This window comes from Streptomyces acidicola, from assembly GCF_009377235.1.
GTDB lineage: Bacteria > Actinomycetota > Actinomycetes > Streptomycetales > Streptomycetaceae > Streptomyces > Streptomyces acidicola.
The window spans coordinates 16,049-42,147 of sequence record NZ_VMNX01000062.1 but is presented as its reverse complement, the minus strand read 5'-3'; the positions used below and the strand labels follow the sequence as shown (position 1 = coordinate 42,147).

Genomic DNA, 26,099 nt, shown 5'->3' with positions numbered 1-26,099 from the left:
CCCTGCCCGCCCTGCTCGACGACGCCGAACCGCAGGCCGTCCTGCGCGACGGGGAACTGCGGGTCGGGCGGCTGTCGCGGGGTGCGGGTGCCGTGCTCGTGCCACCGGTGACCGGGCCGTGGCGGCTGGACGTGACCGACCGCGGGAGCCTGGACGGGCTCGCCCTGAGACCCTGCGAGCACGAAGAGCTGACAGGGCGGCAGGTGCGCATCGCGGTGCGGTCCGCCGGTATCAACTTCCGCGATGTGCTGAGCGCGCTCGGCATGTACCCGGGTGAGGCCGGGCTGCTGGGCTCCGAGGCCGCCGGTGTCGTCGTCGAGGCGGGTCCCGAGGCCGAACTGTGGCGGCCGGGCGACCGCGTCATGGGCATGGTCGCCGGCGGCTTCGCGCCGAGCGTCGTCGTGGACGAACGGCAGGTGACCGCCGTACCCGCCGACTGGTCCTGGGAGACGGCCGGTTCGGTGCCGCTGGTGTTCCTCACCGCCTACCGGGCGCTCGTCGAACTCGGCGACGTCAGGCCCGGCGAGAAGGTCCTCGTGCACGCGGGCGCGGGCGGTGTCGGCATGGCCGCGATCCAACTCGCACGCCACCTGGGCGCGGAGGTCTTCGCCACCGCCAGTGAGACCAAGTGGCCCGTGCTGCGCGAACTCGGCGTCGCGGACGACCACATCGCCTCGTCCCGCGACACCGGCTTCGCCGACCGGTTCGCCGCCGCGGCAGGTGAGGGCTTCGACGTCGTCCTCAACGCGCTGTCCGGCGAGTTCGTCGACGCCTCACTGCGACTGCTCGGGCCCGGCGGCCGGTTCCTGGAGATGGGCAAGACCGATCTGCGCACCGCGGACACCATCCCCGACGGCATCCGCTACGAGCCCTTCGACCTGGGCTGGGTGGAACCCGACGGCATCCGGCGGATGCTGACGGCACTCGACGCGCTGTTCGCCGACGGCGCCCTGCGGCCCCTGCCGGTGCGCTCCTGGGACGTGCGAAGGGCCGCCGAGGCGTTCCGCTTCATGAGCCTCGCCCGGCACACCGGCAAACTCGTCCTCACCCTGCCGCCCGCCCTGGACCCCGACGGCACGGTCCTGATCACCGGCGGTACCGGCGGCCTCGGCAGCCTCCTCGCCCGCCACCTCGTCACCCGGCACGGCGTACGGCACCTGCTGCTCGCCGGTCGCCGCGGACCCGACGCGCCCGGCGCCCACGAACTCGAGCAGGAACTCGCGGCGCACGGCGCCGAGGTCGGCCTTGTCGCCTGCGACCTCACCGCGCCCGGAGCCGTGGGCGCCGTGCTGGACGCCGTCCCCGCCGCGCACCCGCTCACCGCCGTCGTCCACACGGCGGGCGTCCTCGACGACGGCGTGCTGGACGCCCTCACCCCGGACCGGCTCGACACCGTGCTGCGGCCCAAGGCCGATGTGGCCTGGCAACTGCACGAGCAGACCCGCGACCTGGACCTGGCCGCGTTCGTGCTCTACTCGTCCACCGCCGGTCTGATGGGCAGCCCCGGCCAGGCCAACTACGCCGCCGCCAACGCCTTCCTCGACGCGCTCGCCGAGCACCGCCGCGCGCACGGGCTGCCCGCGCTGTCGCTGCGCTGGCCCGGCTGGGAGCAGGACGGCGGCGGCATGACCGCGGCGCTGTCCGACCGCGACCAGCGGCGCATCTCGGCCCTCGGACTCCCGCCGCTGACCCCCGAGCAGGGCCTCGCCCTCTTCGACGCCGCGCTCGCCACCGACGCGGCCGTCCTCGCCCCGCTGCCCGTCGGCGGCACGCCCCTGCCCCCGGGCGTTCCCGTCCCCGCGCTGCTGCGCGGCCTGGTCCGCCCAGGGAGACGCATCGCCGGCAGTGGGACCGTCACGCGCGGCGCGCTCGTGGACCGGCTCGCGGGACAGCGGCCCGACGAACGGCGCCGCCACCTCGTCGAGCTGGTGCGGGCCGAGGCGGCCGGTGTGCTGGGCCACGGCACGAGCGAGGCGATCGACGCCGACAGCGAGTTCCGCCGGCTCGGCGTCGACTCGCTGACCGCGATCGAACTCCGCAACCGGCTGGCCACCGCCACCGGCCTCCAACTGCCCGCCACGCTGGTCTTCGACTACCCCACGCCACGCCGTCTCGCCATCCATCTGCTCGGCGAACTCATCGAGGAGGGTGTCGTCGGCGACGGCCCCGTGACGCGGACTGCCTCCGGCACACGAGCCGGCACCGGCACCGGCACTGGCACCGGCCTTGCGGACGAACCGCTCGCCGTCGTCGGCATGGCCTGCCGCTACCCCGGCGGCATCACCTCGCCCGAAGAGCTGTGGGAGTTCGTGGCGGCCGGCGGTGACGCCATCTCCGGCATGCCCGACGACCGGGGCTGGGAGAAGCACACCGGCGTTGCCTCGGCCGACGGAGTCGCCGGCGGATTCCTGCGCGGCGCTGGCGAGTTCGACGCCGCGTTCTTCGAGATCTCCCCGCGCGAGGCGGTGGCGACGGACCCGCAGCAGCGGCTCCTGCTGGAGACCGCGTGGGAGGCGCTCGAACGGGCCGACCTCGACCCGCACAGCCTGCGCGGCAGCCGCACCGGCGTCTTCGTCGGCCTCAGCGGCCAGGACTACGGCACCCTCGTCATGCAGTCCTCCGTCGACGTCGAGGCCCACGCCACCACCGGCCTGAACACCAGCGTCGCCTCCGGGCGGCTGGCGTATGTGTTCGGCCTGGAGGGCCCGGCCCTGACCGTCGACACCGCCTGCTCCTCCTCCCTCGTCGCCCTCCACCTCGCCGGGCAGGCGCTGCGAGGCGGTGAGTGCGGTCTCGCCCTCGTCGGAGCGGTCACCGTCATGTCCACGCCGGTGGGCTTCGCCGGGTTCTCCCGCATGGGCGGCCTCGCCACCGACGGCCGCTGCAAGGCTTTCGGGGACGGCGCCGACGGGACCGGGTGGTCCGAGGGCGTCGCCGTCCTCGTCGTGGAGCGGCTGTCGGACGCCGTGCGCAACGGGCACGAGGTCCTCGCCGTGGTGCGGGGCTCGGCCGTCAACCAGGACGGTGCCTCCAACGGGCTCACCGCGCCCAACGGCCCCTCCCAGCAGCAGGTCATCCGCCAGGCCCTCGCCAACGCCGGGCTCACCCCGGCCGACGTGGACGCCGTCGAGGCGCACGGCACCGGCACGGCCCTCGGCGACCCGATCGAGGCGCAGGCCCTGCTCGCCACCTACGGCCAGGACCGCGAACGGCCCCTGCTGCTCGGGTCGGTGAAGTCCAACCTCGGCCACACCCAGGCCGCCGCCGGTGCCGCCGGGCTCATCAAGACCGTGATGGCGATGCGGTACGGCGTCCTGCCCCGCACCCTGCACGCCGACCCGCCGTCCCGGCACGTCGACTGGTCGAGCGGGGCCGTACGGCTGCTCACCGAGAACCACCCCTGGCCGGACACCGGCCGCCCCCGCCGCGCCGGCGTGTCCTCCTTCGGCATCAGCGGCACCAACGCACACGTCCTGCTCGAACAGCCGCCCAGCACAACCGGGTTGAAAGGGCCGCCGCCCCTCGGCGCACCGGAACCGAACCGGACGCCGCCCAACGCAACGGATCCGGACGGCGCGTCGGCCACTGCGCCGGGGCGGGATCACGCGTCGGCCGAGGCCCCGGGATCGGAGCGCACCTGGGTCACCGTGTCGGAGTCGGGCCGCGCTCCGGTCACGACACCGGATCCGAGCCGCGCCGCCCCCGCCACCCCCCTGCTGCCGTGGGTGATCTCCGCCCGCACCGAAGCCGCCCTCGACGCCCAGATCGCCCGGATCAGGTCGGCCGCCGAAGGACTTGACGCACGGGACGTGGCCTGGACGCTGGCCGGTCGTGCCGCCCTCGAACACCGTGCCGTCCTGCACCCCGACGGCACGACCGAACTCGCCCGTGGCCTCGGCGCCGACCGTCCCCTCGCCGTCGTCTTCCCCGGCCAGGGCAGCCAGCGGCTCGGTATGGGCCGCGAACTGCACGCCCGTTTTCCGGAGTTCGCCTCCGCCCTCGACGAGATACTCGGCCACTTCGACGCAGGCGTCCGGGACGCGATGTGGGGCACGGACGAGGCGCTGCTGGGCCGCACCGACCACGCGCAGTGCGCCGTGTTCGCCGTGGAGGTCGCGCTGTTCCGGCTACTGGAGTCGTGGGGCGTCACCGCCGGACACGTCACCGGGCACTCCGTCGGCGAGGTGGCCGCCGCCCATGCCGCGGGTGTCCTCTCGCTCGCGGACGCCTGCGCGCTGGTGGCTGCCCGGGGCCGGCTGATGGCCGCGCTGCCGCCGGGCGGCGTGATGGTCGCGGTCGAGGCGACCGAGGACGAGGTACGGCCGCTGCTCACCGACGGTGTGTCCCTTGCCGCGGTCAACGGCCCCACCGCGCTGGTCGTCTCCGGCGCCGAGGACCAGGTGACCGCCGTCGTGGCCGCCCTCGGCGAGCGGCGGCACACGCGCCTCGCCGTGAGCCACGCCTTCCACTCGCCGCTCATGGAGCCGATGCTGGACGACTTCCGGCAGGCCCTGGCCGGGCTGGAGTTCCGCCCGCCCCGGATCACGGTGGCGTCGGCCCTCACCGGGCGCATCGCCGAGCCGGAGGAGCTGTGTTCGGCGGAGTACTGGGTGCGGCACGCCCGGGAGACCGTGCGGTTCGCCGACGCGGTGGACGCCCTGCGTACGGCGGGAGCCGGGGCTTTCCTGGAGGTCGGCCCGGCCGGTGTGCTCAGCGGCATCGTCCTCGCCACCGGCCCGAACGACGGCGTCGCCACCCCGATGCTGCGCCGCGACCGGGGCGAGGAGGAAACCGTGATCGGCGCGCTGGCCACGCTCCATGTCGCGGGCGTCCCCGTCGACTGGCGTGCCGTCGGCGCGGGCACCGGAGCACGCCGCGTGGAGTTGCCGACGTACCCCTTCCAGCGGGAGCGGTACTGGCCCGATGGCGGCCCCGTCGCCCCGCCCGCTCCCCGCACCCAGCCGGCCACGGACGGCTCCGCCTCCCGCGACGAACTTGTCGCGCGGCTCACCGCCCTCGGCGCCAAGGAGCGCAAGCGGCACCTGCTGGGGCTGGTGCGCACCGAGACGGCCGTCGTGCTCGGCCACCGAGGCCGCGACGGGATCGACCCCGACCACGAGTTCGGCAGGCTGGGCATGGACTCGCTCACCGCCGTGGAGCTGTGCAGACGTCTTTCCGCCGGCACCGGGCTCAAGCTGCCCGCGACCTTGGTCTACGACTACCCGAGCCCGCGCCGCCTCGCCGCCCATCTCCTCGCCGAACTGCTCGACGACCCCGCCACCGCCGACCGGAGCGCCCAGCGCCCCGGGCCTGTGGCTCAGGACGAGCCGCTGGCCATCGTCGGCATGGCCTGCCGCTTTCCCGGCGACGTCAGCACCCCCGAGGAGTTCTGGGAGCTGATGCTCACCGGCCGCGACGGCACCGGACCCTTCCCGGACGACCGCGGCTGGGACCTCGACACCCTGCACGGCGCCGGCCCCGGCAGCAGCGCCACCACCCGCGGCGGATTCCTGTACGACGTCGCCGACTTCGACCCGGGCTTCTTCGGCATCAGCCCCCGCGAGGCCCTCGCGATGGACCCGCAGCAGCGGCTGCTGCTGGAGACGTCGTGGGAGGCGTTCGAACGTGCCGGACTCGACCCCGAGGCGCTGCGCGGCAGCCGCACCGGCGTCTTCGTCGGCACCAACGGCCAGGACTACGTCCACCTCGCCACCCGCGCCCGCGAGGACATCGGTGGCCACCTCGGCACCGGTCTCGCCGCCAGCGTGATCTCCGGTCGGCTGGCGTACGTGTTCGGCCTGGAAGGGCCGGCCATGACCGTCGACACGGCCTGCTCCTCGTCCCTTGTCTCGCTGCACCTCGCCGCCCAGGCGCTGCGGAGCGGCGAGTGCGAACTCGCCCTGGCCGGCGGCGTCACCGTGATGACCACCTCGGTCAGCTTCGTCGGCTTCAGCATCCAGGGCGGCCTGGCGGCGGACGGCCGCTGCAAGGCGTTCTCCGACGACGCCGACGGCACGGTGTGGTCCGAGGGCATCGGCATGCTGGTCGTGGAACGGCTGTCGGACGCGGTGCGCAACGGGCACGACGTGCTGGCCGTCGTGCGGGGCTCGGCCGTCAACCAGGACGGTGCCTCCAACGGGCTCAGCGCCCCCAACGGCCCCTCCCAGCAGCGCGTCATCCGCCAGGCCCTCGCGAGCGCCCGCCTCACCCCGGCCGACGTGGACGCCGTCGAGGCACACGGCACCGGAACGCGGCTCGGCGACCCCATCGAGGCGCAGGCGCTGCTCGCCACCTACGGCCGCGACCGCGAACGGCCCCTGCTGCTCGGGTCGGTGAAGACGAACATCGGCCACACCCAGGCCGCCGCCGGAGTCGCCGGCGTCATCAAGTCGGTGCTCGCCCTGCGCCACGGCCGGCTGCCCCGCACCCTCCACGCCGACACACCCTCCAGCCGTATCGACTGGTCCTCCGGCGCGCTGTCCCTGCTCACCGACACCACCGAGTGGCCCGAGACGGGCAGGCCACCGCGGATCGCCGTGTCCGCGTTCGGGATCAGCGGCACCAACGCGCACGTCATCATCGAGGGCGCTCCCGAGCCGGAGCAGGCGACGTCCGGCGTGACAGCCGACCTCGCGCCGTGGCCGGTGTCCGCCCGCACCGAGGAGGCCCTCGACGCCCGGATCGCCGCGCTGACCGACTGGGCGCGCGGCCGCGACCCGCACGACGTGGGCCGCTCCCTCGCCGCCCGCTCCCACTTCGCCCACCGCGCCGTGCTCCTCGCCGACGGCGAGAGCGTGCGCGGCACCGCCGCCGAGCGCAGCCCGGCCCTGGTGTTCTCCGGGCAGGGCGCACAACGGCCGGGCATGGGACGGGAGTTGCACGAGCGCTTCCCGGTGTTCGCCGACGCCTTCGACGAGGTGCTCACCCACCTCCCGCCCGGCCTGCGAGACATCGTCTGGGGCGACGACCCCGACACGCTGCGCCGCACCGAGCACGCACAGCCCGCCCTGTTCGTCCTCCAGATCGCCCTGCACCGCCTCGTCGCGTCGCTCGGCGTCACGCCGGAGTACGTCACCGGACACTCCGTCGGAGAGATCGCCGCCGCCCATGTCGCGGGCATCCTCACCCTCGAAGACGCCTGCGCCCTGGTCAGCGCTCGCGCCCGGCTGATGGGCGAACTGCCGCCCGGCGGCGTCATGGTGGCCGTCGCCGCCACCGAGGACGAGGTGGTGCCCCTCCTCACCGGCGAGGTCGCCATCGGTGCCGTCAACGGACCCTCAGCGCTGGTGCTGTCGGGCACCGAGCCCGCCGTCGAGGCCGTCCTCGCCCGCCTCGGCGACCGCCGCACCCGTCGGCTGGAGGTGTCCCACGCCTTCCACTCCCCGCTGATGGACCCGGTGCTCGACGACTTCCGGAACTTCACCGCCACCCTGACCCACCACCGGCCCCGCATCCCGTTCGTGTCCGCCGCGACGGGCGCCCCGGCCGGCGACGACCTCGCCTCGCCCGAGTACTGGGTGCGGCACCTGCGTGAGCCGGTCCGCTTCGCCGACGCCGTCCGCACGCTCGCCGGCACCGGCGTCGACGCCTTCCTCGAGATCGGCCCCGACGGCGGCCTCACCTCCCTCGTCGCCGACCTCGCGCCCGAGGTTGCCGTCGCCGTACCGCTGCTGCGCCGCGACCGCCCCGAGGAGGCGTCGGCGGTGACAGCGCTCGCCACCCTGCACGTCGAGGGCGTCACGGTCGACTGGACCGCCCTGTACGCCGGCACGGGCGCCCGGCACCTGCCCGAACTGCCGACCTATCCGTTCCAGCGGCGCCGGCTGTGGCCCACCGCATCCCTGCGCTCCGCCGACGCGACCGGACTCGGTCTCGCCGCCACCGACCACCCCCTGCTCGGCGCCGCGCTGCCCGTCGCCGGAGCCGGGGACCTGGTGCTCACCGGCACCCTGTCGCGAACCCTCCACCCCTGGCTGGAGGGGTCGGCCGTGGACGGAGCGGGCCGACTGCCCGGCGCCGCCCTGGTGGAGGCCTCCGTACGCGCCGGCGACCAGGTCGACACACCGCACGTCGCCGAACTCGCCCTGACCGAGCCGGTGACCGTGCCCGACCAGGGCGCCCTCCAACTCCAGCTCCGTATCGGCGCCCCCGGCGACGACGGCGCCCGGCCCCTGTGGTGCCACACCCGGCCCGCCCAGGAGCCGGACGCCGACTGGACCGAGCACGCCCACGGCCGGCTCACCCCCGAGCCACCGGCCCCCGCACCCGCCACCACCCGGTACGCCGCCGGCCAGTGGCCCCCGCCCGACGCCACCGAACTCGCCCTGGACGACCTCTACGACCGGCTCGCCGACGCCGGTGTCGAGCACGGCCCCGCCGCCCGCGCCCTGCGCGCCGCCTGGCGGCACGGCGACCACCTGTACGCCGAACTCGCCCTGCCCAAGGAGACCGGCGAACACGCCGGGTTCGGACTGCATCCGGTGCTCCTGGACGCCGCCCTGCACGCCGCGCACCTTGTCACCGAGGCCGAGCAGACCGAGCCCGAGCGGCTGCTCGCCGTCCAGTGGCGCGAGGTGTCCCTGCACGCCGTATCAGCCACCGAACTGCGCATACGGCTGACCGGCAGCGGCGACACACGTGACCTCGTCGCCGCCGACCCCTCGGGTGCGCCTGTGCTCACGGCCCGCGCCGTCGTCCTGCGCCCGGCGCAGCGCCGCGCCGACGCCCCCGCCGCCGGACCCGATCTGCGCACCTCGCTGTTCCGCCTGGACTGGGAGGGGCGGCCCGTCCCGGCCGCCCCCGCCGAGCCGGCCCCCTGGTACGCCCTCACGGCCGACGCCGACCCGGCCCTCGCCCTCGGGTCGCTCGCGGAACCAGTGAAGTCCCTGGCCGAACTACGAGAAGGTGACGACGCGCCGGTGCGGCTGCTCGCCGTCCCGCTCACGGGCCGCCCCGACGACACCGCCGGAGCGGTCCACGAACTGACGCACCGCGCACTGACGTTGACGCAGGAGTTCCTCGCCGAGGACCGGTTCGCCCGTACCCGCATGGTGTTCCTCACCCGCGGCGCGGTCGCACCGCACGGCGAGGACGTCACCGACCCGGCCGCGGCGGCGGTCTGGGGCCTGGTGCGGTCCGCCCAGATGGAACACCCCGGCCGGTTCCTCCTCGTCGACGTCGACGGCGGCGCGTCCACCGCGGCCCTGCTGCCCGCCCTGCCGGACACGGATGAGGAGCAGTTCATGGTGCGCGACGGATGCCTGCGCGTGGCGCGGCTCGCCCGCGTGCCCGACGTCGCCGCCACATCCGCCGCCGGTCCGGCCGGCTGGCGCACCGACGGCACCGTGCTCATCACCGGCGGCACCGGTGGCCTGGCCCGCATCCTCGCCCGGCACCTGGTGACCGCCCATGGAATGCGCCACCTCCTGCTGGCCGGCCGACGCGGCCCCGACGCCCCCGGCGCCGCGGAACTGCGCGACGAACTCGAAGCCCACGGCGCCCGGGTCACCGTGGCCGCCGCCGATGTCGCCGACCCGGACGACGTGGCCGTCCTCGTCGCGAGCGTCCCCGCCGAGCACCCGCTGACCGCCGTCGTGCACACCGCCGGCATCCTCGACGACGGCGTCCTGGACGCTCTCACCCCCGACCGGTTCGACACCGTCCTGCGGCCCAAGGCCGACGCCGCCTGGCATCTGCACCGGGCCACCGACCATCTGGACCTGGACGCGTTCGTCACGTACTCGTCCACCGCCGGTGTCGTCGGCAGCCCCGGTCAGGCCAACTACGCCGCCGCCAACGCCTTCCTCGACGCCCTCGCCCAGCACCGCGCCGCGACCGGACGGCCCGGCCACTCGCTGGCCTGGGGCCCCTGGGCGCACGGCTCCGGCATGACCAGCGGACTGAGCGAGGACCACATCCGGCGCATGAACCGCTCCGGCACCCCGCCCCTCGAACCCGAACTGGGTCTCGCCCTGTTCGACGCGGCCACCGCCCGCGACGACGCCCGGCCCGTACTGATGCGCACGGCCGCCCGCACCGGCGCGGCGCTGCCGTTCGCCGGACCGGTGCCCCCCGTCCTGCGCGGGCTGATCGGCGGACGCCGCACGGCCGCGGGCCGCAACCGCGCCGCCGAACTCGCTGCCCGCCTCGACGGACTGCGTCCGCAGGATCGCACCCGGCACCTCACCGACCTGGTGCGCGCCGAGGCCGCGACCGTGCTCGGCCACGACACACCCGAACAGATCGGCGCCGAGGACGAGTTCGCCGCGCTCGGCTTCGACTCCCTGACCTCCGTGGAGATGCGCAACCGGCTCGGCACCGTCACCGGCCTGCGTATCCCCGCCACCCTCGTCTTCGACCACCCCACCCCGCTGGCCGTCGCGGAGCACCTCGCGCGGCGGCTCGGCCGCGGTCCGACGGCACCCGCCGACGCACTGCACGCCGAACTCGACCGCCTGGACACGACCCTGGCCGGCGCGCTCGACGCCGACGGCCTCGACCCCGCCGTCCGCACCGGCACCGCCGCCCGGCTGCGGGCCCTGCTCGCCCGGATCACCGACGACCGCGGCGAACGGCAGGGGGCGGACGACGACGTGCGCAAGCGCCTCGACGCGGCCGGAGCCGAAGACCTCATCGCCTTCATCGACAGCGAGATCGGCCGACCCACCGACCGCTGAACCGGTCACATCTCCCCACCGGTCTCCCACCGAGGAAAGGGCATTGACCATGCCGGACGAAGCAAAACTCGTCGAGTACCTCAAGTACGTCACCGCTGACCTGCACGAGACCCGGCGACGTCTCGACGAGGCCGAGTCGGGGCGCCACGAGCCGGTCGCCGTGGTCGGCATGGCCTGCCGTTTCCCCGGCGGGGTGCGGACGCCGGAGCAGCTGTGGGAGCTGGTCGCCTCCGGTACCGACGCCATCACCGCGTTCCCCGCGGACCGCGGCTGGGACCTCCAGGGCCGCGGCGGCTTCCTGGACGACGCCGGCGGCTTCGACGCGGGCTTCTTCGGCATCAGCCCCCGCGAGGCCCTCGCGATGGACCCCCAGCAGCGGCTCCTGCTGGAGACCGGCTGGGAGGCCTTCGAGCGGTCCGGTATCGACCCGCAGAGCCTGCGCGGCAGCCAGACCGGCGTCTTCGTCGGCACCAACGGCCAGGACTACGTCCGCCTCGTGCACACCGCGAAGGAGGACCTGTCCGGGCACGCCGGCACCGGCCTCGCCGCCAGCGTGATATCCGGGCGCGTCGCCTACGTCCTCGGCCTGGTCGGCCCGGCGGTCACCGTGGACACGGCGTGCTCGTCGTCGCTGGTGTCGCTGCATCTGGCGGCGCAGGCGCTGCGCAGCGGCGAGTGCTCCCTCGCCCTGGCCGGCGGCGTCACCGTGATGACCACCCCGGCCGCCTTCGCCGGCTTCGACGTTCAGGGCGGCCTCGCGTCCGACGGGCGCTGCAAGGCGTTCTCCGACGACGCCGACGGCACCACCTGGTCGGAGGGCATCGGTGTCGTCGTACTGGAGAAACTCTCGGACGCAGTGCGGGGCGGCCGCCGCATCCTCGCCGTGGTGAAGGGCTCCGCGGTCAATCAGGACGGTGCGTCGAATGGGCTGACGGCGCCGAACGGTCCGTCGCAGCAGCGGGTGATCCGGCAGGCTCTGGCGTCGGCGGGGTTGAGGCCGGTCGAGGTGGACGCCGTGGAGGCGCATGGTACGGGTACCCGGCTGGGTGACCCGATCGAGGCGCAGGCGTTGCTGGCGACGTACGGTCAGGATCGTGAACGGCCGCTGCTGCTGGGCTCGGTGAAGTCGAACATCGGGCACACCCAGGCCGCGGCCGGTGCCGCCGGACTCATCAAGGCAGTCATGGCCCTGCGACACGGCGTCCTGCCGCCCACTCTGCACGTCGCCCGCCCCTCCGGCCACGTCGACTGGACCGAGGGCGCCGTCGAACTCCTCACCTCCACCACCGACTGGCCCGACACCGGGCACCCGCGTCGCGTCGGCGTGTCGTCCTTCGGCATCAGCGGCACCAACGCCCACGTCATCGTCGAGCAGCACACCCCGGCCGCCACCACCGAGCCGCGGCAGGTCACCGTCCCCCCCGGCATCGTCGCCTGGCCGGTCTCCGCCCGCACCGAGGCCGCACTGGAGGAACAGCTCGACCGGATCCGCGCCCAGGCGCAGGACCACCCCGCACTGGACGTCGGCTACTCACTCGCCACCGCCCGCTCGGCCTTCGAACACCGCGCGGTGCTGGTCGCCGCCGGTGACGGGCCGGCCGAGGTGGCCCGGGGCGAGGCCCAGGAGGGTCCGCTCGCCGTTCTGTTCTCCGGTCAGGGCGCGCAGCGGTTGGGTATGGGGAGGGAGTTGTACGGCCGGTTCGCGGTGTTCGCGCAGGCCCTTGATGAGGTGTTGGGGCAGCTGCCGCCTGGGGTGCGGGAGGCCATGTGGGGTGCGGACCCGGAGGCGTTGGAGCGTACGGGTGTGGCTCAGCCCGCGTTGTTCGCGGTCGAGGTGGCGCTGTATCGGCTGGTCGAGTCGCTGGGCGTCGTGCCCAAGTACGTTGCCGGACATTCGGTCGGTGAGATCACGGCCGCACACGTTGCCGGGGTGTTGTCGCTGGCGGACGCGTGCGCGTTGGTGTCGGCGCGGGCGCGGTTGATGGAGGCGTTGCCGGAGGGCGGCGCGATGGTCGCCGTGGAGGCGGCCGAGGAGGAGGTGCTCCCGCATCTGACCGGTGATGTGGCGTTGGCTGCGGTCAACGGGCCGCGTTCCGTGGTGCTTTCGGGTGCCGAGGAGGGCGTCGAGACGGTGTTGGCGGCGTTGGGGGAGCGGCGGCACACGCGTCTCTCGGTCAGCCACGCCTTCCACTCGCCGCTGATGGACCCGATGCTCGACGACTTCCGCACCGCCCTCACCGGGCTCACCGCCCACGAGGCGAACATCGATGTCGTCTCCACCGTCACCGGAGCGCCGGTTCGTCCGGCCGACCTCGCCTCGCCCGACCACTGGGTTCGGCATGCCCGTCAGACCGTGCGATTCGCCGACGGCGTCCGTGCGCTCGCGGACGCGGGTGTGCGGCACTTCCTGGAGATCGGCCCGGACGCTGTCCTCACGCCCCTGGTCGAGACCGCCGTACCGCTGCTGCGCCGGGACCGCGACGAGGAGACGGCCGCCGTGACGGCCCTCGCCCGACTCCACGCCGGTGGCGTCCCCGTGGACTGGCCGGCGCTCTTCGCCGACACCGGCGCCCACACCGTCGACCTGCCCACCTACCCCTTCCAGCACGAGCGTTACTGGCCCGAGCCCGCCGATGCCATGGTGGTGTCCGGTGACGGTGCGGGCGTGGACGCCGAGTTCTGGGCCGCCGTGGAGCGCGAGGACCTGGCGGCGCTCGCCGCCCGGCTGGACATCGGCGCCGAGGCGCTCGGCGGCGTGGTCCCCGCGCTGTCCGCCTGGCGCAGCAGACGCCGCGCCCGGTCGCTGTCCGACGCCCTGCGCTTCCGCGAGACCTGGCAGCTGCTGCCCACGGCACCAGCCGCCGGACCGTCGGGCACCTGGCTGGTCGTGCTGCCCGCCGACGGGCCCGACACCGACAGCGCCTGGCTCGACGCCGTGACCGGTGCGCTCGGCCCCGATACCGTGTCCGTCCGGCTCGGCAAGCGGCCCGCGCGTGGTGAACTCGCCGAGGAACTGTCCCGGCTCACCGCCGACGGCACCCGCTTCACCGGCGTGCTCTCCCTGCTCGCCGGCACCGACGCCACCCGCTGGACCAGCGTCCCGGTCGGCCTCGTCGACACCGCCGTACTGCTCCAGGCCATGGACGACGCCGGGATCCGCACCCGGATCTGGGCCGCCACCCGCGGCGCGGTAGCCACCTCGCCGGACGACACCGTGCAGCCGCTGCAAGCCGCACTGTGGGGTCTGGGGAGGGTCGCCGCTCTGGAGTACCCCGACCGGTGGGGTGGATTGATCGACCTGCCCGGACACCTGGACGACGCCGCACTGCGCCGGTTCACCACTCAGCTTGCCGGTGGAGGCGAGGAGGACGAGGTCGCCGTGCGCGGCGGTGGTGTCTTCGGACGTCGCCTCGTTCCGGCGCCGGGTGCCGACGAAGCCCCGGTGTGGGAGCCGTCGGGCACGGTGTTGATCACGGGTGGTACGGGTGCGCTGGGCGGTCATGTGGCCCGCTGGGCGGCACAGCACGGAGCGGAGCACCTGCTGTTGCTCAGCCGCCGCGGCCGACAGACGCCCGGGGCCGAGGAGTTGGAGGCCGAGCTGACCGCGCTCGGCGCGCGGGTGACCATCGCCGCGTGCGACACGGCGATCCGCGCCGAGCTCTCCGCCGCGCTGGAGGCGATACCGGCCGACGTGCCACTCACCGCCGTCGTCCACGCCGCCGGTGTCCTCGACGACGCCGTGCTCAACGGCCTCACCCCGCACCGCTTCGGCGCCGTGTTCCGCGCCAAGGTCAGCCCTGCGCTGCTGCTGGACGAACTCACCCGCGAGCATGACCTGTCCGCGTTCGTGCTGTTCTCGTCGGTGGCCGGGGCGGTGGGCAACCCGGGGCAGGGCAACTACGCGGCGGCCAACACGGTGTTGGACGCGCTCGCCCAGCGCCGTCGGGCCGAGGGCCTGCCCGCCACGTCCGTCGCCTGGGGTGCCTGGGACGGCGGAGGCATGGCCGCAGCGCTGACTGACGCGCTGCGCGAAACCGGCACCACCGCCCTCGAACCCGGGCTCGCCCTCGGTGTGCTCGCCGAACTCTCCGTCGACGCCGCCCCCGTGACCGTCGTCGCCGACCTCCAGCAGCAGGACACCCTGCGGATGCTGTTCAGTATCCGCCCGTGCGCCGCCCTCAGCGCCCTGCCCACTGCGGAGGAGGCCCGCAGCGCGGCCCGCAGGCTCCGCGACGACACACGCTCCGCCGCATCCGTGCTGCGTCGCAAGGTGTACGCCGCCCCCGAGGACGAGCGCGTCCCGCTCCTGCTCGAACTGGTGCGCACCCACGCCGGCGGCGTCCTCGGCCACGCCGGACCGGAGGCCGTGGACGCCGAACGTGCCTTCCACGACATCGGCTTCGATTCGCTGACGTCGATGGAGCTGCGCAACCAGCTCGCCCGCGCCACGGGCCTCGCCCTGCCCGCCAGCCTGCTCTTCGACTTCACCCGGCCCCGCACCCTTGCCGAGCATCTTGTCGCTGAACTTCTCGGCAGCCAGGACGAGTCGGACGGCCCGCTGCTCGCCGCCGAGCCGGCCGACACCACCGAGGACCCGGTCGTCGTGGTCGGCATGGCCTGCCGTTTCCCCGGCGGGGTGCGGACGCCGGAGCAGCTGTGGGAGCTGGTCGCCTCCGGCACCGACGCCATCACCGCCTTCCCCACCGACCGCGGCTGGGAGATCCAGGGCCAGGGCGGCTTCCTGCACGACGCCGCCGACTTCGACCCCGAGTTCTTCGGCATCAGCCCGCGCGAGGCGGTCGCCATGGATCCGCAGCAGCGGCTGTTGCTGGAGACCGGCTGGGAGGCTTTCGAGCGGTCCGGCATCGACCCGCAGAGCCTGCGCGGCAGCCGCACCGGCGTCTTCGTCGGCAGCAATGGCGTCGACTACCACCACCTCATCGCCCGCGCCAAGGACATGGAGGGCCGCGGCGTCATGCTGTCGGCCAGCGTCATCTCCGGCCGGCTCTCCTACGTCTTCGGCCTGGAGGGCCCGGCGGTCACCGTGGACACGGCGTGCTCGTCGTCGCTGGTGTCGCTGCATCTGGCGGCGCAGGCACTGCGCAGCGGCGAGTGCTCCCTCGCCCTGGCCGGCGGTGTCACGGTCATGACCACCTCCGCCGCCTTCATGGGCTTCCGTCACCACGGCGGCCTCGCCGAGGACGGCCGCTGCAAGGCCTTCGGCGACGACGCCGACGGCACCGGCTGGTCCGAGGGCGTCGGCATGGTCGTACTCGAAAGACTGTCGGACGCCGTGCGCCATGGGCATCCCGTCCTCGCCACCGTGCGCGGTTCGGCGATCAATCAGGACGGTGCGTCGAACGGGCTGACGGCGCCGAACGGTCCGTCGCAGCAGCGGGTGATCCGGCAGGCTCTGGCGTCGGCGGGGTTGAGGCCGGCCGAGGTGGACGCCGTGGAGGCGCATGGTACGGGCACCCGGCTGGGTGACCCGATCGAGGCGCAGGCGTTGCTGGCGACGTACGGTCAGGATCGTGAACGGCCGCTGCTGCTGGGCTCGGTGAAGTCGAACATCGGGCACACCCAGGCCGCGGCCGGTGCCGCCGGACTCATCAAGGCCGTCATGGCCCTGCGACACGGCGTTGTCCCGCGCACGCTGCACGCCGATGTGCCCTCGTCCCACGTCGACTGGTCCGTGGGCGGCGTCGAGATCGCCACCGCCAACACCGACTGGCCCGACACCGGCCGCCCGCGCCGCATGGGCGTGTCCTCGTTCGGCATCAGCGGCACCAACGCCCATGTCCTTCTTGAGCAGGCCCCGCAGATCGAGGCCGAGGAGCAGAAGACGGTCACCGTCACCCCGCGCGTGGTGCCGTGGCCCGTCACCGCCACCGGTGAGGCCGCGCTGGACGCCCAGCTCGACCGGATCCGCGCCCACGCGGGCGACCACGCCCCCATGGACGTCGGCCACTCCCTGGCCGTCGGCCGCTCCGCCTTCCCCCACCGGGCCGTCCTGCTCGCCACCCCCGAGGGACTCACCGAGGCCGCAAGAGCGGTTGCTGAACCCGGCCCGGTCGCCGTCCTGTTCTCCGGTCAGGGTGCTCAACGGCTGGGGATGGGGAGGGAGTTGTACGGCCGGTTCGCGGTGTTCGCGCAGGCCCTTGATGAGGTGTTGGGGCAGCTGCCGCCTGGGGTGCGGGAGGCCATGTGGGGTGCGGACCCGGAGGCGTTGGAGCGTACGGGTGTGGCTCAGCCCGCGTTGTTCGCGGTCGAGGTGGCGCTGTATCGGCTGGTCGAGTCGCTGGGCGTCGTGCCCAAGTACGTTGCCGGTCACTCGGTCGGTGAGATCACGGCCGCACACGTTGCCGGGGTGTTGTCGCTGGCGGACGCGTGCGCGTTGGTGTCGGCGCGGGCGCGGTTGATGGAGGCGTTGCCGGAGGGCGGCGCGATGGTCGCCGTGGAGGCGGCCGAGGAGGAGGTGCTCCCGCATCTGACCGGTGATGTGGCGTTGGCTGCGGTCAACGGGCCGCGTTCCGTGGTGCTTTCGGGTGCCGAGGAGGGCGTCGAGACGGTGTTGGCGGCGTTGGGGGAGCGGCGGCACACGCGTCTCTCGGTCAGCCACGCCTTCCACTCGCCGCTGATGGACCCGATGCTCGACGACTTCCGCACCGCCCTCGCCGGGCTGACCTTCGGCGAGCCCACCTTGCGTCTGGTCTCCAACCTGGCCGGCGGTGACGCGCGTTCCGTCGAGCACTGGGTCCGTCACGTTCGGGAGACCGTGCGGTTCGGCGACGGGCTGCGGGCGCTCGGGGACGCGGGTGTGCGGCACTACCTGGAGATCGGTCCGGACGCCGTTCTCACCCCGCAGGTCGGGGAGAGCGTGCCGGACGCCGTCGAGGCCGTGCCGTTGCTGCGCCGGGACCAGGACGAGGAGGCGGAGGCCGTGACCGCGCTGGCCCGGCTCCACACCACCGGCGTTCCCGTGGACTGGCCCGCCTACTTCACCGGCACAGGCGCGCGCCGCGTCGACCTGCCCACGTACGCCTTCCAGCGGGACCGGTACTGGCCCGAGGCCGCCGAACCGGTACCGCAGGGCTCCGGAGCGGACGCCGAGTTCTGGGCCGCCGTGGAGCGCGCGGACATCACCGCCCTCGCCGGGCGCCTCGATGTGGCTCCCGACGCGCTCGACGCGATCGTCCCCGCGCTGTCCTCCTGGCGAAGCCGCAGCCGGGTGCGTACGACCGTCGACTCCTGGCGTCACCGTGAGACCTGGCAGCCGCTGACCGCCACGGCAGCCGGTCGCCGCGAAGGCACCTGGCTCGCGGTCCTGCCCGCCGACCAGGCCGCCGCGCCCTGGGCCCGCGCCGTCACGGACGCGCTCGGCCCGGACACCGCGCTGCTCGTCGCGGACACCACTGATCGTGATGAACTCGCCGCTCAGCTGAGGCAGTTCGCGACGGCCGACCCCGTCACCCGCGTCGTCTCCCTGCTGGCCGCCGACACCACCACGCTCTCCGGCGACGTGCCCGCCGGCCTGCCCGCGACGGTTCTGCTCCTCCAGGCCCTTGACGACGCCGGTCTGAACGCGCCCGTGTGGTCGGTGACCAGTGGCGCCGTCACCACCGCCGGTTCCGGTGAGGGACCCGTCGATCCGTCGCAGGCTGCCCTGTGGGGGCTCGGGCGGGTCGCCGCTCTGGAGTACCCGGACCGGTGGGGCGGGTTGATCGACCTGCCGGCGCAGCCGGATGACGCCGCACTGCGCCGGTTCACCGCCTTCCTCGCCGCTCCCGGTGACGAGGACGAGGTCGCCGTGCGCGGCGCCGGTGTCTTGGGTCGCCGTTTCGTGCCGGCGCCGGGTGCGGAGGAGGCTCCGGTGTGGGAGCCGTCCGGGACGGTGTTGATCACGGGTGGCACGGGTGCGCTGGGCGGGCATGTGGCCCGGTGGGCCGCCGAGCACGGTGCCGAGCATCTGCTGCTGCTCAGTCGGCGTGGCCGACAGGCGCCCGGAGCACAGCAGTTGGAGGCAGAGCTCGGGGTACGCGTGACCATCGCCGCGTGCGACTCGGCCGACCGCGCGGAGCTCTCGGCCGCGCTGGAGGCGATCCCGGCCGACGTGCCGCTGACCGCCGTCATTCACGCCGCCGGCATCCTCGACGACGCCGTGCTGGACGGGCTGACCCCCGAAAGGTTCACGGACGTCTTCCACGCGAAGGTCCAACCCGCGCTTCTGCTGGACGAGTTGACCCGTGAGCACGACCTGTCGGCGTTCGTGCTGTTCTCGTCGGTGGCCGGGGCGGTGGGCAACCCGGGTCAGGGCAACTACGCGGCGGCCAACACGGTGTTGGACGCGCTCGCCCAGCGCCGTCGGGCCGAGGGCCTGCCCGCCACGTCCGTCGCCTGGGGTGCCTGGGACGGCGCAGGCATGGCCGCCGGAGTCCAGGTCGCGGAGCGGCCTTCCGGCGACGCACTGCTAGGGCCTGTGTCGAAAGTGGCGCCTGCCGGGCGGCGCCCGGAACGCTCCCCCTCTGCCTCAAGGGCGTGGGAGGTACCCCTACTCGCCGCACCGGGCGAAGGCCCAAGTACGTCCGGTCCATCAACGGGGTCTTCCGCCCGGCACGCCGAGAGCACGCTCCCCCACGCTCGAACCGGAGCTCGCGCGGGGGGACCCCCATCGCCGCCGCCCGGCCCGCCCTTCGGGCGGACGACCCCACTTTCGACACAGGCCCTGGACCCGGTCGCGGCGCTCTCCGCGCTCGCCGAACTGGTCGCCGAACCGCACCCCGTCACCGTGGTCGCCGACCTCCAGCATCCGCCGTTCCTCCAAGCGCTGTTCAGCCTCCGCCCGTCGCCCGCCCTGGCCGCCCTCCCGGCCGGCCGGGAAGCCCTGCGCACCGCCCGCACCTCACGCTCCGCCGGTGAGGAAGCCCGCCGCGCGCTGCGGGACCGGCTGCACACCACGGTCCCCGGTGAGCGGCTGCCCCTGCTGCTCGACCTGGTGCGCACCCAGGCCGCCGCCGTCCTCGCCCACCCCGACCCCGCCGCGATCCGGCCGGACAAGCCCTTCCAGGACCTCGGGTTCGACTCGCTGACGTCGATGGAGCTGCGCACCCGGCTGGCCCGGGTCACCGGCCTGCCGCTGCCCGCCGGTCTGCTCTTCGACCACCCGCGGCCCCGCACCCTCGCCGAGCATCTCCTCGACACGCTCCTCGGCGAGCCGGTCGCCGCGGCCGTGCCGCCGCCGACCGGTGGGGCCGCCCCCGACGAACCCCTCGCGATCGTCGGCATGGCCTGCCGCTTCCCCGGCGACGTCCGGTCCCCGGAGGACCTGTGGGAGCTGGTCGCGGGCGGCCGGGACGCCATCGGCCCGTTCCCCACCGACCGCGGCTGGGACCTCGACGTCCTCGCCGGGGCGGGCCGCGGCCACAGCGCCACCGCGGAGGGCGGATTCCTCGGCGACGTCGCCGACTTCGACCCGGAGTTCTTCGGCATCAGCCCGCGCGAGGCCCTGGCGATGGACCCGCAGCAGCGCGTCCTGCTGGAGACGACCTGGGAGGCGTTCGAACGGTCCGGCATCGACCCGCACACCCTGCGCGGCAGCCGCACCGGCGTCTTCGTCGGCACCAACGGCCAGGACTACGCCGAACTCGTCTCCCGCTCCGCCGGGACCGCCGAGAACTTGGCGACCCACCTCGGCACCGGCCTCGCGGCGAGCGTCATCTCCGGCCGTATCGCCTACGTGTTCGGCTTGGAGGGGCCCGCGGCCACCGTCGACACGGCCTGTTCCTCCTCCCTGGTCTCCCTGCACCTGGCCGCCCAGGCGCTGCGCGGCGGCGAATGCGAACTCGCCCTCGCCGGCGGCGTCACCGTGATGACCAGCTCCTCCAGCTTCTCCGGCTTCACCGCCATGGGCGGCCTCGCCGGGGACGGCCGCTGCAAGGCGTTCTCCGACGCGGCCGACGGCACCGGCTGGTCCGAGGGCGTCGGAGTCCTCGTCGTGGAGCGGCTGTCCGACGCCGAACGGCACGGGCACCGCGTCCTCGCCGTCGTCCGTGGCTCCGCCGTCAACCAGGACGGCGCCTCCAACGGGCTCAGCGCCCCCAACGGCCCCTCCCAGCAGCGCGTCATCCGCCAGGCCCTCGGCGCCGCCGGACTCACGCCCGCGGACATCGACGCCGTCGAGGCGCACGGCACCGGCACGACGCTCGGCGACCCCATCGAGGCCGAGGCCCTGATGGCGGTGTTCGGGGCGCCCGAGCGTGCCCAGCCCCTGCTCCTCGGCTCCGTGAAGTCCAACATCGGGCACACTCAGGCCGCCGCCGGAGTCGCCGGCGTCATCAAGACCGTCATGGCCCTGCGCCACGGCACCCTGCCGCCCACCCTGCACGTCGAGACGCCGTCGTCGCACGTCGACTGGTCGACGGGCCCGGTGGAACTGCTCGACCGCGCCCGGCCCTGGCCGGTCACGGGGCGGCCCCGCCGGGCAGGCGTGTCCTCGTTCGGTATCAGCGGTACCAACGCGCATGTCGTCCTCGAACAGGCCGTCCAGTCCGTCCCGTCGGCATCGGATGGCAACGGGGCCGCCGCGACGCCGGTCGGGCGTGCGCTGCCGTGGGTGCTGTCCGCCCGCACCCCCGCCGCACTGCGCGGCCAGGCCGCCGCGCTCGCCGACGGCATCACCCACGACCCCGCCCTGGACCTCGCGGACGTGGCCCACGCCCTCGCCACCGACCGGGCCGTCTTCGAGCACCGCGCGGTCGTCGTCGGCACGGGCCGCGATGACCTCCTCGCCGGACTGGACGTGCTCGCCGCGGGCGACGCGTTGACTGCCGGCGTCGTGCGCGGTACCGCCGACGGCGAGGGCCGTACCGTGCTCGTCTTCCCCGGGCAGGGCGCGCAGTGGGCCGGCATGGGTGCCCGGCTGCTGGAGGAGTCCCCGGTGTTCGCCGCGCGCATCGCCGAGTGCTCCGCCGCGCTCGCCGAATTCACCGACTGGTCCCTCACCGACGTTCTGCGCGGCGTCGACGGTGCCCCCGCGCTGGAGCGCGTGGACGTCGTCCAACCGGCCACCTGGGCGGTCATGGTCGCGCTCGCCGCGGTCTGGGAGGCGCACGGCGTCACCCCGGACGCGGTCGTCGGACACTCCCAGGGCGAGATCGCCGCAGCCGTCGTCGCCGGTGCGCTGTCCCTGACCGACGGCGCCCGCGTCGTGGCCCTGCGCAGCCGGGCCATCGCCCGCCGGCTCGCCGGACGCGGCGGCATGATCGCGGTCCCGCTGCCCGCCGCCGACGTCGAACCCCTCATCGCCGCCTGGGACGGGCGGCTGTCCCTCGCCGCGGTCAACGCCCCCGACGCCGTCGTCGTCAGCGGCGACGCCGCCTCGCTCGACGAGTTCTTCGGCCGGCTCACCGACGACGGCGTCCGCGTCAAGCGCATCGCCGTCGACTACGCCTCCCACTCCGCCCACGTCGCGGACCTGCACGCCGACCTGCTCACCGACCTCGCGCCCCTCACCCCCCGCGCCCCGCGGATCCCGCTGCTGTCCACGGTCACCGGCGAACGCCTCGACACCGCCGCTATGGACGCCGAGTACTGGTACCGCAACCTGCGCCGGACGGTGCGATTCGCGGACGCGGTGCACGCGCTGCTCGAACAGGGCTGCACACGATTCGTCGAGTCCGGACCGCATCCCGTGCTCACCGGCGCCGTCCAGTCGTGCGCCGAGGCGGCCGGCACCGACGCCGTCGCCGTCGGCACGCTGCGGCGCGGCGAGGACGGTACGGACCGGGTGCTCACCTCTCTCGCCGAAGCCTTCGTCCGCGGCGTCCCCGTGGACTGGGCCGCAGCGGCCGGGCCCGGTCGTTCCCGGGTCGTCGATCTGCCCACGTACGCCTTCCAACGGCAGCGGTACTGGCCCACCGCCGGGGCCGTGACCACCGACGTGTCCGGTGCCGGCCTCGACGCCACCGGGCACCCGCTGCTCGGCGCCGCCGTCACCGTCGCCGACTCCGGCGACCTGGTCCTCACCGGCACGCTGTCGCTGTCCGCACAGCCCTGGCTCGGACAACACCGTGTGTCCGGCGCCGTATTCTTCCCCGGCACCGGATTCCTCGAACTCGCCGTCCGCGCGGGTGACGCCGCCGGCTGCGGCCGGGTCGACGAACTCACCATCGCCGCCCCGCTCGTCCTGCCCGAACGCGGTGCCGTCCAGGTGCAGGCCCGGGTCGACGCGGCCGACGAGGAGGGCCGGCGCGGCATACGGTTCCACTCCCGTCCGGCCCGCGGCGACGCCCCCTGGCAACTGCACGCCACCGGCGTCCTCTCCCGCGACCCCGCCACCCCGGCCCCGCCCGACACCACTGAGTGGCCGCCCGCCGGCGCCACCGAGGTCGACGTGAGCGACATCTACCAGCGCTACGCCCGTGCCGGACTCGACTACGGGCCCGCCTTCCAGGGGCTGCGCGGCGTGTGGCGGCTCGACGACGACGCCTACGCCGAGGTCGTCCTGCCCGAACCGGCCGGCACCACCCAGGGCCTCGGACTGCACCCGGCGCTCCTGGACGCCGTACTGCACGCCGGTGTCCACGCGGGCGAGGAGAACCACGAGCGGATGCTGCCGTTCGGCTGGCAGGACGTCACCCTGCATGCCTCCGGCGCCACCGTGCTGCGCGCCCGCATCGTCCGCACCGGACCGGACGCCCTCACGATCGCCGCGACGGACGTCGAGGGCGACCCCGTCGTCACCGTCGGCACCCTCACCCTGCGCGCGGGCACCGACCGGCCCACCGCCACCCCGGCCGACGACCCGGGCGACGCCCTGCTGCACCTCACGTGGGAACCCGCGCCGGCCGACCTGCCCGCACCCGCGGGCGCCCGCTGGGCCGTCGTCGGCGACGACGCCCACGGCCTCGGCCAGGCCCTGGCGCTGGCGGGGGAGAGCGTGGTCGCCTACGCCGAGACCTTCGCCGCCGCCATCGGTGAGGACGGCGACAACGGCCCCGTCCCGCACGGCTTCCTCGTCTCCATCACCGGCGGCGAAGGCCCCGACGCCGTGCACGACACCGTCACCCGCACACTGACGCTGCTTCAGGACTGGCTCGGCGACGAACGGCTCGACCGCTCGCGGCTCCTCCTGGTCACGCGCGGCGCAGTGGCCCCCGACGGCGGTGACATGCCCGACGGTGGTGACGTGATCGACCCGGCCGCGGCCGCCGTATGGGGCCTCGTCCGCTCCGCCCAGTCGGAGAACCCGGGCCGCTTCGTCCTGGTCGACCTCGACGGGGCGGAGACCTCCGCCACGACCCTGCCCGCCGTGCTCGTGGCAGAAGAGGAACAATGGGCGGTCCGCGACGGCCGCCCACGCGTGCCCAGGCTCGCCCGGGCCACCGCGCAGAAGCCGGCCGAGAGCCCCGGAGGCGTCGCCGACTGGAACCCGGACGGCACCGTCCTCATCACCGGCGGCACCGGCGGCCTCGGCGGCGAACTCGCCCGGCACCTGGTCACCCGCCACGGCATACGGCACCTGCTGCTGGCGTCCCGGAGCGGTGAGGGCGCGCCCGGCGCCGACGCCCTGCGGACCGAACTCACCGACGCCGGCGCCTCGGTGACCGTCGCTGCCTGCGACGTCGCCGACGCCGACAGCGTCGATGCGCTGCTCGCCGCGGTGCCCGCGGAACACCCGCTGACCGCCGTCGTGCACACCGCGGGTGCCCTGGACGACGGCGTGCTGCCCTCGCTCACCCCCGAGCGGGTCTCCGCCGTGCTGCGCCCCAAGGCCGACGGCGCCTGGCATCTGCACCGCGCCACCCGCGAGTCGGACCTCGCCGGGTTCGTCCTGTACTCCTCGGTCTCCGGTGTCCTCGGCAGCCAGGCCCAGGCAGGCTACTCCGCCGCCAACGCCTACCTCGACGCCCTCGCCGTCCACCGCCGCGCACAGGGGCTGCCCGCCACCTCCCTGTCCTGGGGGTTCTGGGCCCGCCGCACCGGCATGACCGCGCAGCTCACCGAGACAGACATGCAGCGCATGGAACGCTCCGGGACCCCGCCGCTCGGCCTCGATTTCGGGCTCGCCCTGTTCGACGCCGCGCTCACCCGCGACGAGGCCCACCTCGTGCCGCTGCGGATCGACCGGACACACGCCGGCGGCGACGTACCGCCCCTGCTGCGCGGCCTGCTCGGCGGAGCCCGGCGCACCGCCGCCACCGCTACCCGGTCCTTCGCCACGCTTCGCGACCGGCTCGCCAAGCTCGATGCCACCGGGCAGCACAAGGCGCTCACCGACCTCATCGTGGAGACCTCAGCCGTACTGCTCGGCCGGCGCGAGGACGGCCCCCTGGACCCGAACCGCGAATTCCTCACCCTGGGCTTCGACTCGCTCATCGCCCTGGAACTGCGCAACCAGCTCGGCGAAGCCCTCGGGCTACGGGTGCCGACATCGGCCGTCTTCGACCACCGCACCCCCGCCCGGCTCGCCGAATGGCTCCAGGGCCAGTTGGCCGCCCTCGGCAACCGCGCGGCGGCCGGCCCCGGCACGCTCACCGCCAACACCCGCGACAGCGCCCCGGACTCGGTGGTCAACCTGTTCTTCGACACCGTCAGGAACGGCAAGACCCTGGAAGCCATGCGGCTGCTGATGGCCGTCGCGGCGACCCGCCCGCAGGTCGAACTCACCGCCGAGGTACCGGAACTGCCCCAGCCCGTCGCCCTGGCCGAAGGACCCGCGCGACCCCGGCTGATCTGCGTCAGCGCGCCCGGCGCCACCGGTGGCGTGCACCAGTACGCCCGCATGGCCGCCCCGTTCCGCGGCAGCCGGCACGTCAGCGCGCTGCCGCTGCTCGGCTTCGCGGAGGGCGAGGCACTGCCCGCCGACAGCGAGGCCGCGGTACGGCTCATCGCCGAGAGCGCCCTGCTGGCCAGCGAGGGCGAGCCGTTCGTCCTCGTCGGCTACTCCATGGGCGGCACCTTCGCCTACCGCGCGGCGGGCGTACTGGAGGAGACCTGGGGCATCCGGCCCGAGGGCGTGATCATGCTCGACACGCTCAGCCTCGAGTACAAGGCGGGGGAGGGCGTCGACTGGGACCTCTTCCACGAGAACTACCTCGCCGACATGGACAAGCCGGCGGTGAAGCTCGACAGCGCCCGGCTGTCGGCGATGGCCCAGTGGTTCCTGCGGATGACCACGGGCGGCGCGGAACGCTACAAGACCGGCGTGCCGAGCCTCCTGATCCGCTGCACCACCTCCATGTCCGCGGTCGACCGCGGCGACGAGGCCCCTCCCGTGCCGGCCCACACCACCCGCATGATCGACGCCACCCACCAGACTCTCATCGCCGAGAAGTCCCACGAGACCGCCCGGCTGATGGACGAGTGGCTGCGGACACTGGAGTCCGAGGGGCACTGATCCGCATCCACACCCGCGCACGGCACGAC

2 protein-coding genes are annotated in these 26,099 nt (G+C 74.5%); both read left to right on the top strand.

What is annotated here, in order from left to right; translation table 11 throughout:
• Positions 1 to 10,676, top strand: a 10,676-nt coding sequence (locus FPZ41_RS18410) for a type I polyketide synthase (protein WP_152863978.1), incomplete at its 5' end; no start/stop codon positions are given.
• Positions 10,677 to 10,725: 49 nt separating this feature from the next.
• On the top strand, positions 10,726 to 26,070 hold the full coding sequence (locus FPZ41_RS48375) for a type I polyketide synthase (protein ID WP_322620400.1): 15,345 nt from the start codon (positions 10,726 to 10,728) through the stop codon (positions 26,068 to 26,070).
• The last annotated feature ends 29 nt before the right edge of the window (positions 26,071 to 26,099 follow it).

Coding starts and splice junctions, on each gene's coding strand:
- FPZ41_RS48375 (WP_322620400.1), top strand. CDS start 10,726: ATGCCGGACGAAGCAAAACTCGTCGAGTACCTCAAGTACGTCACCGCT.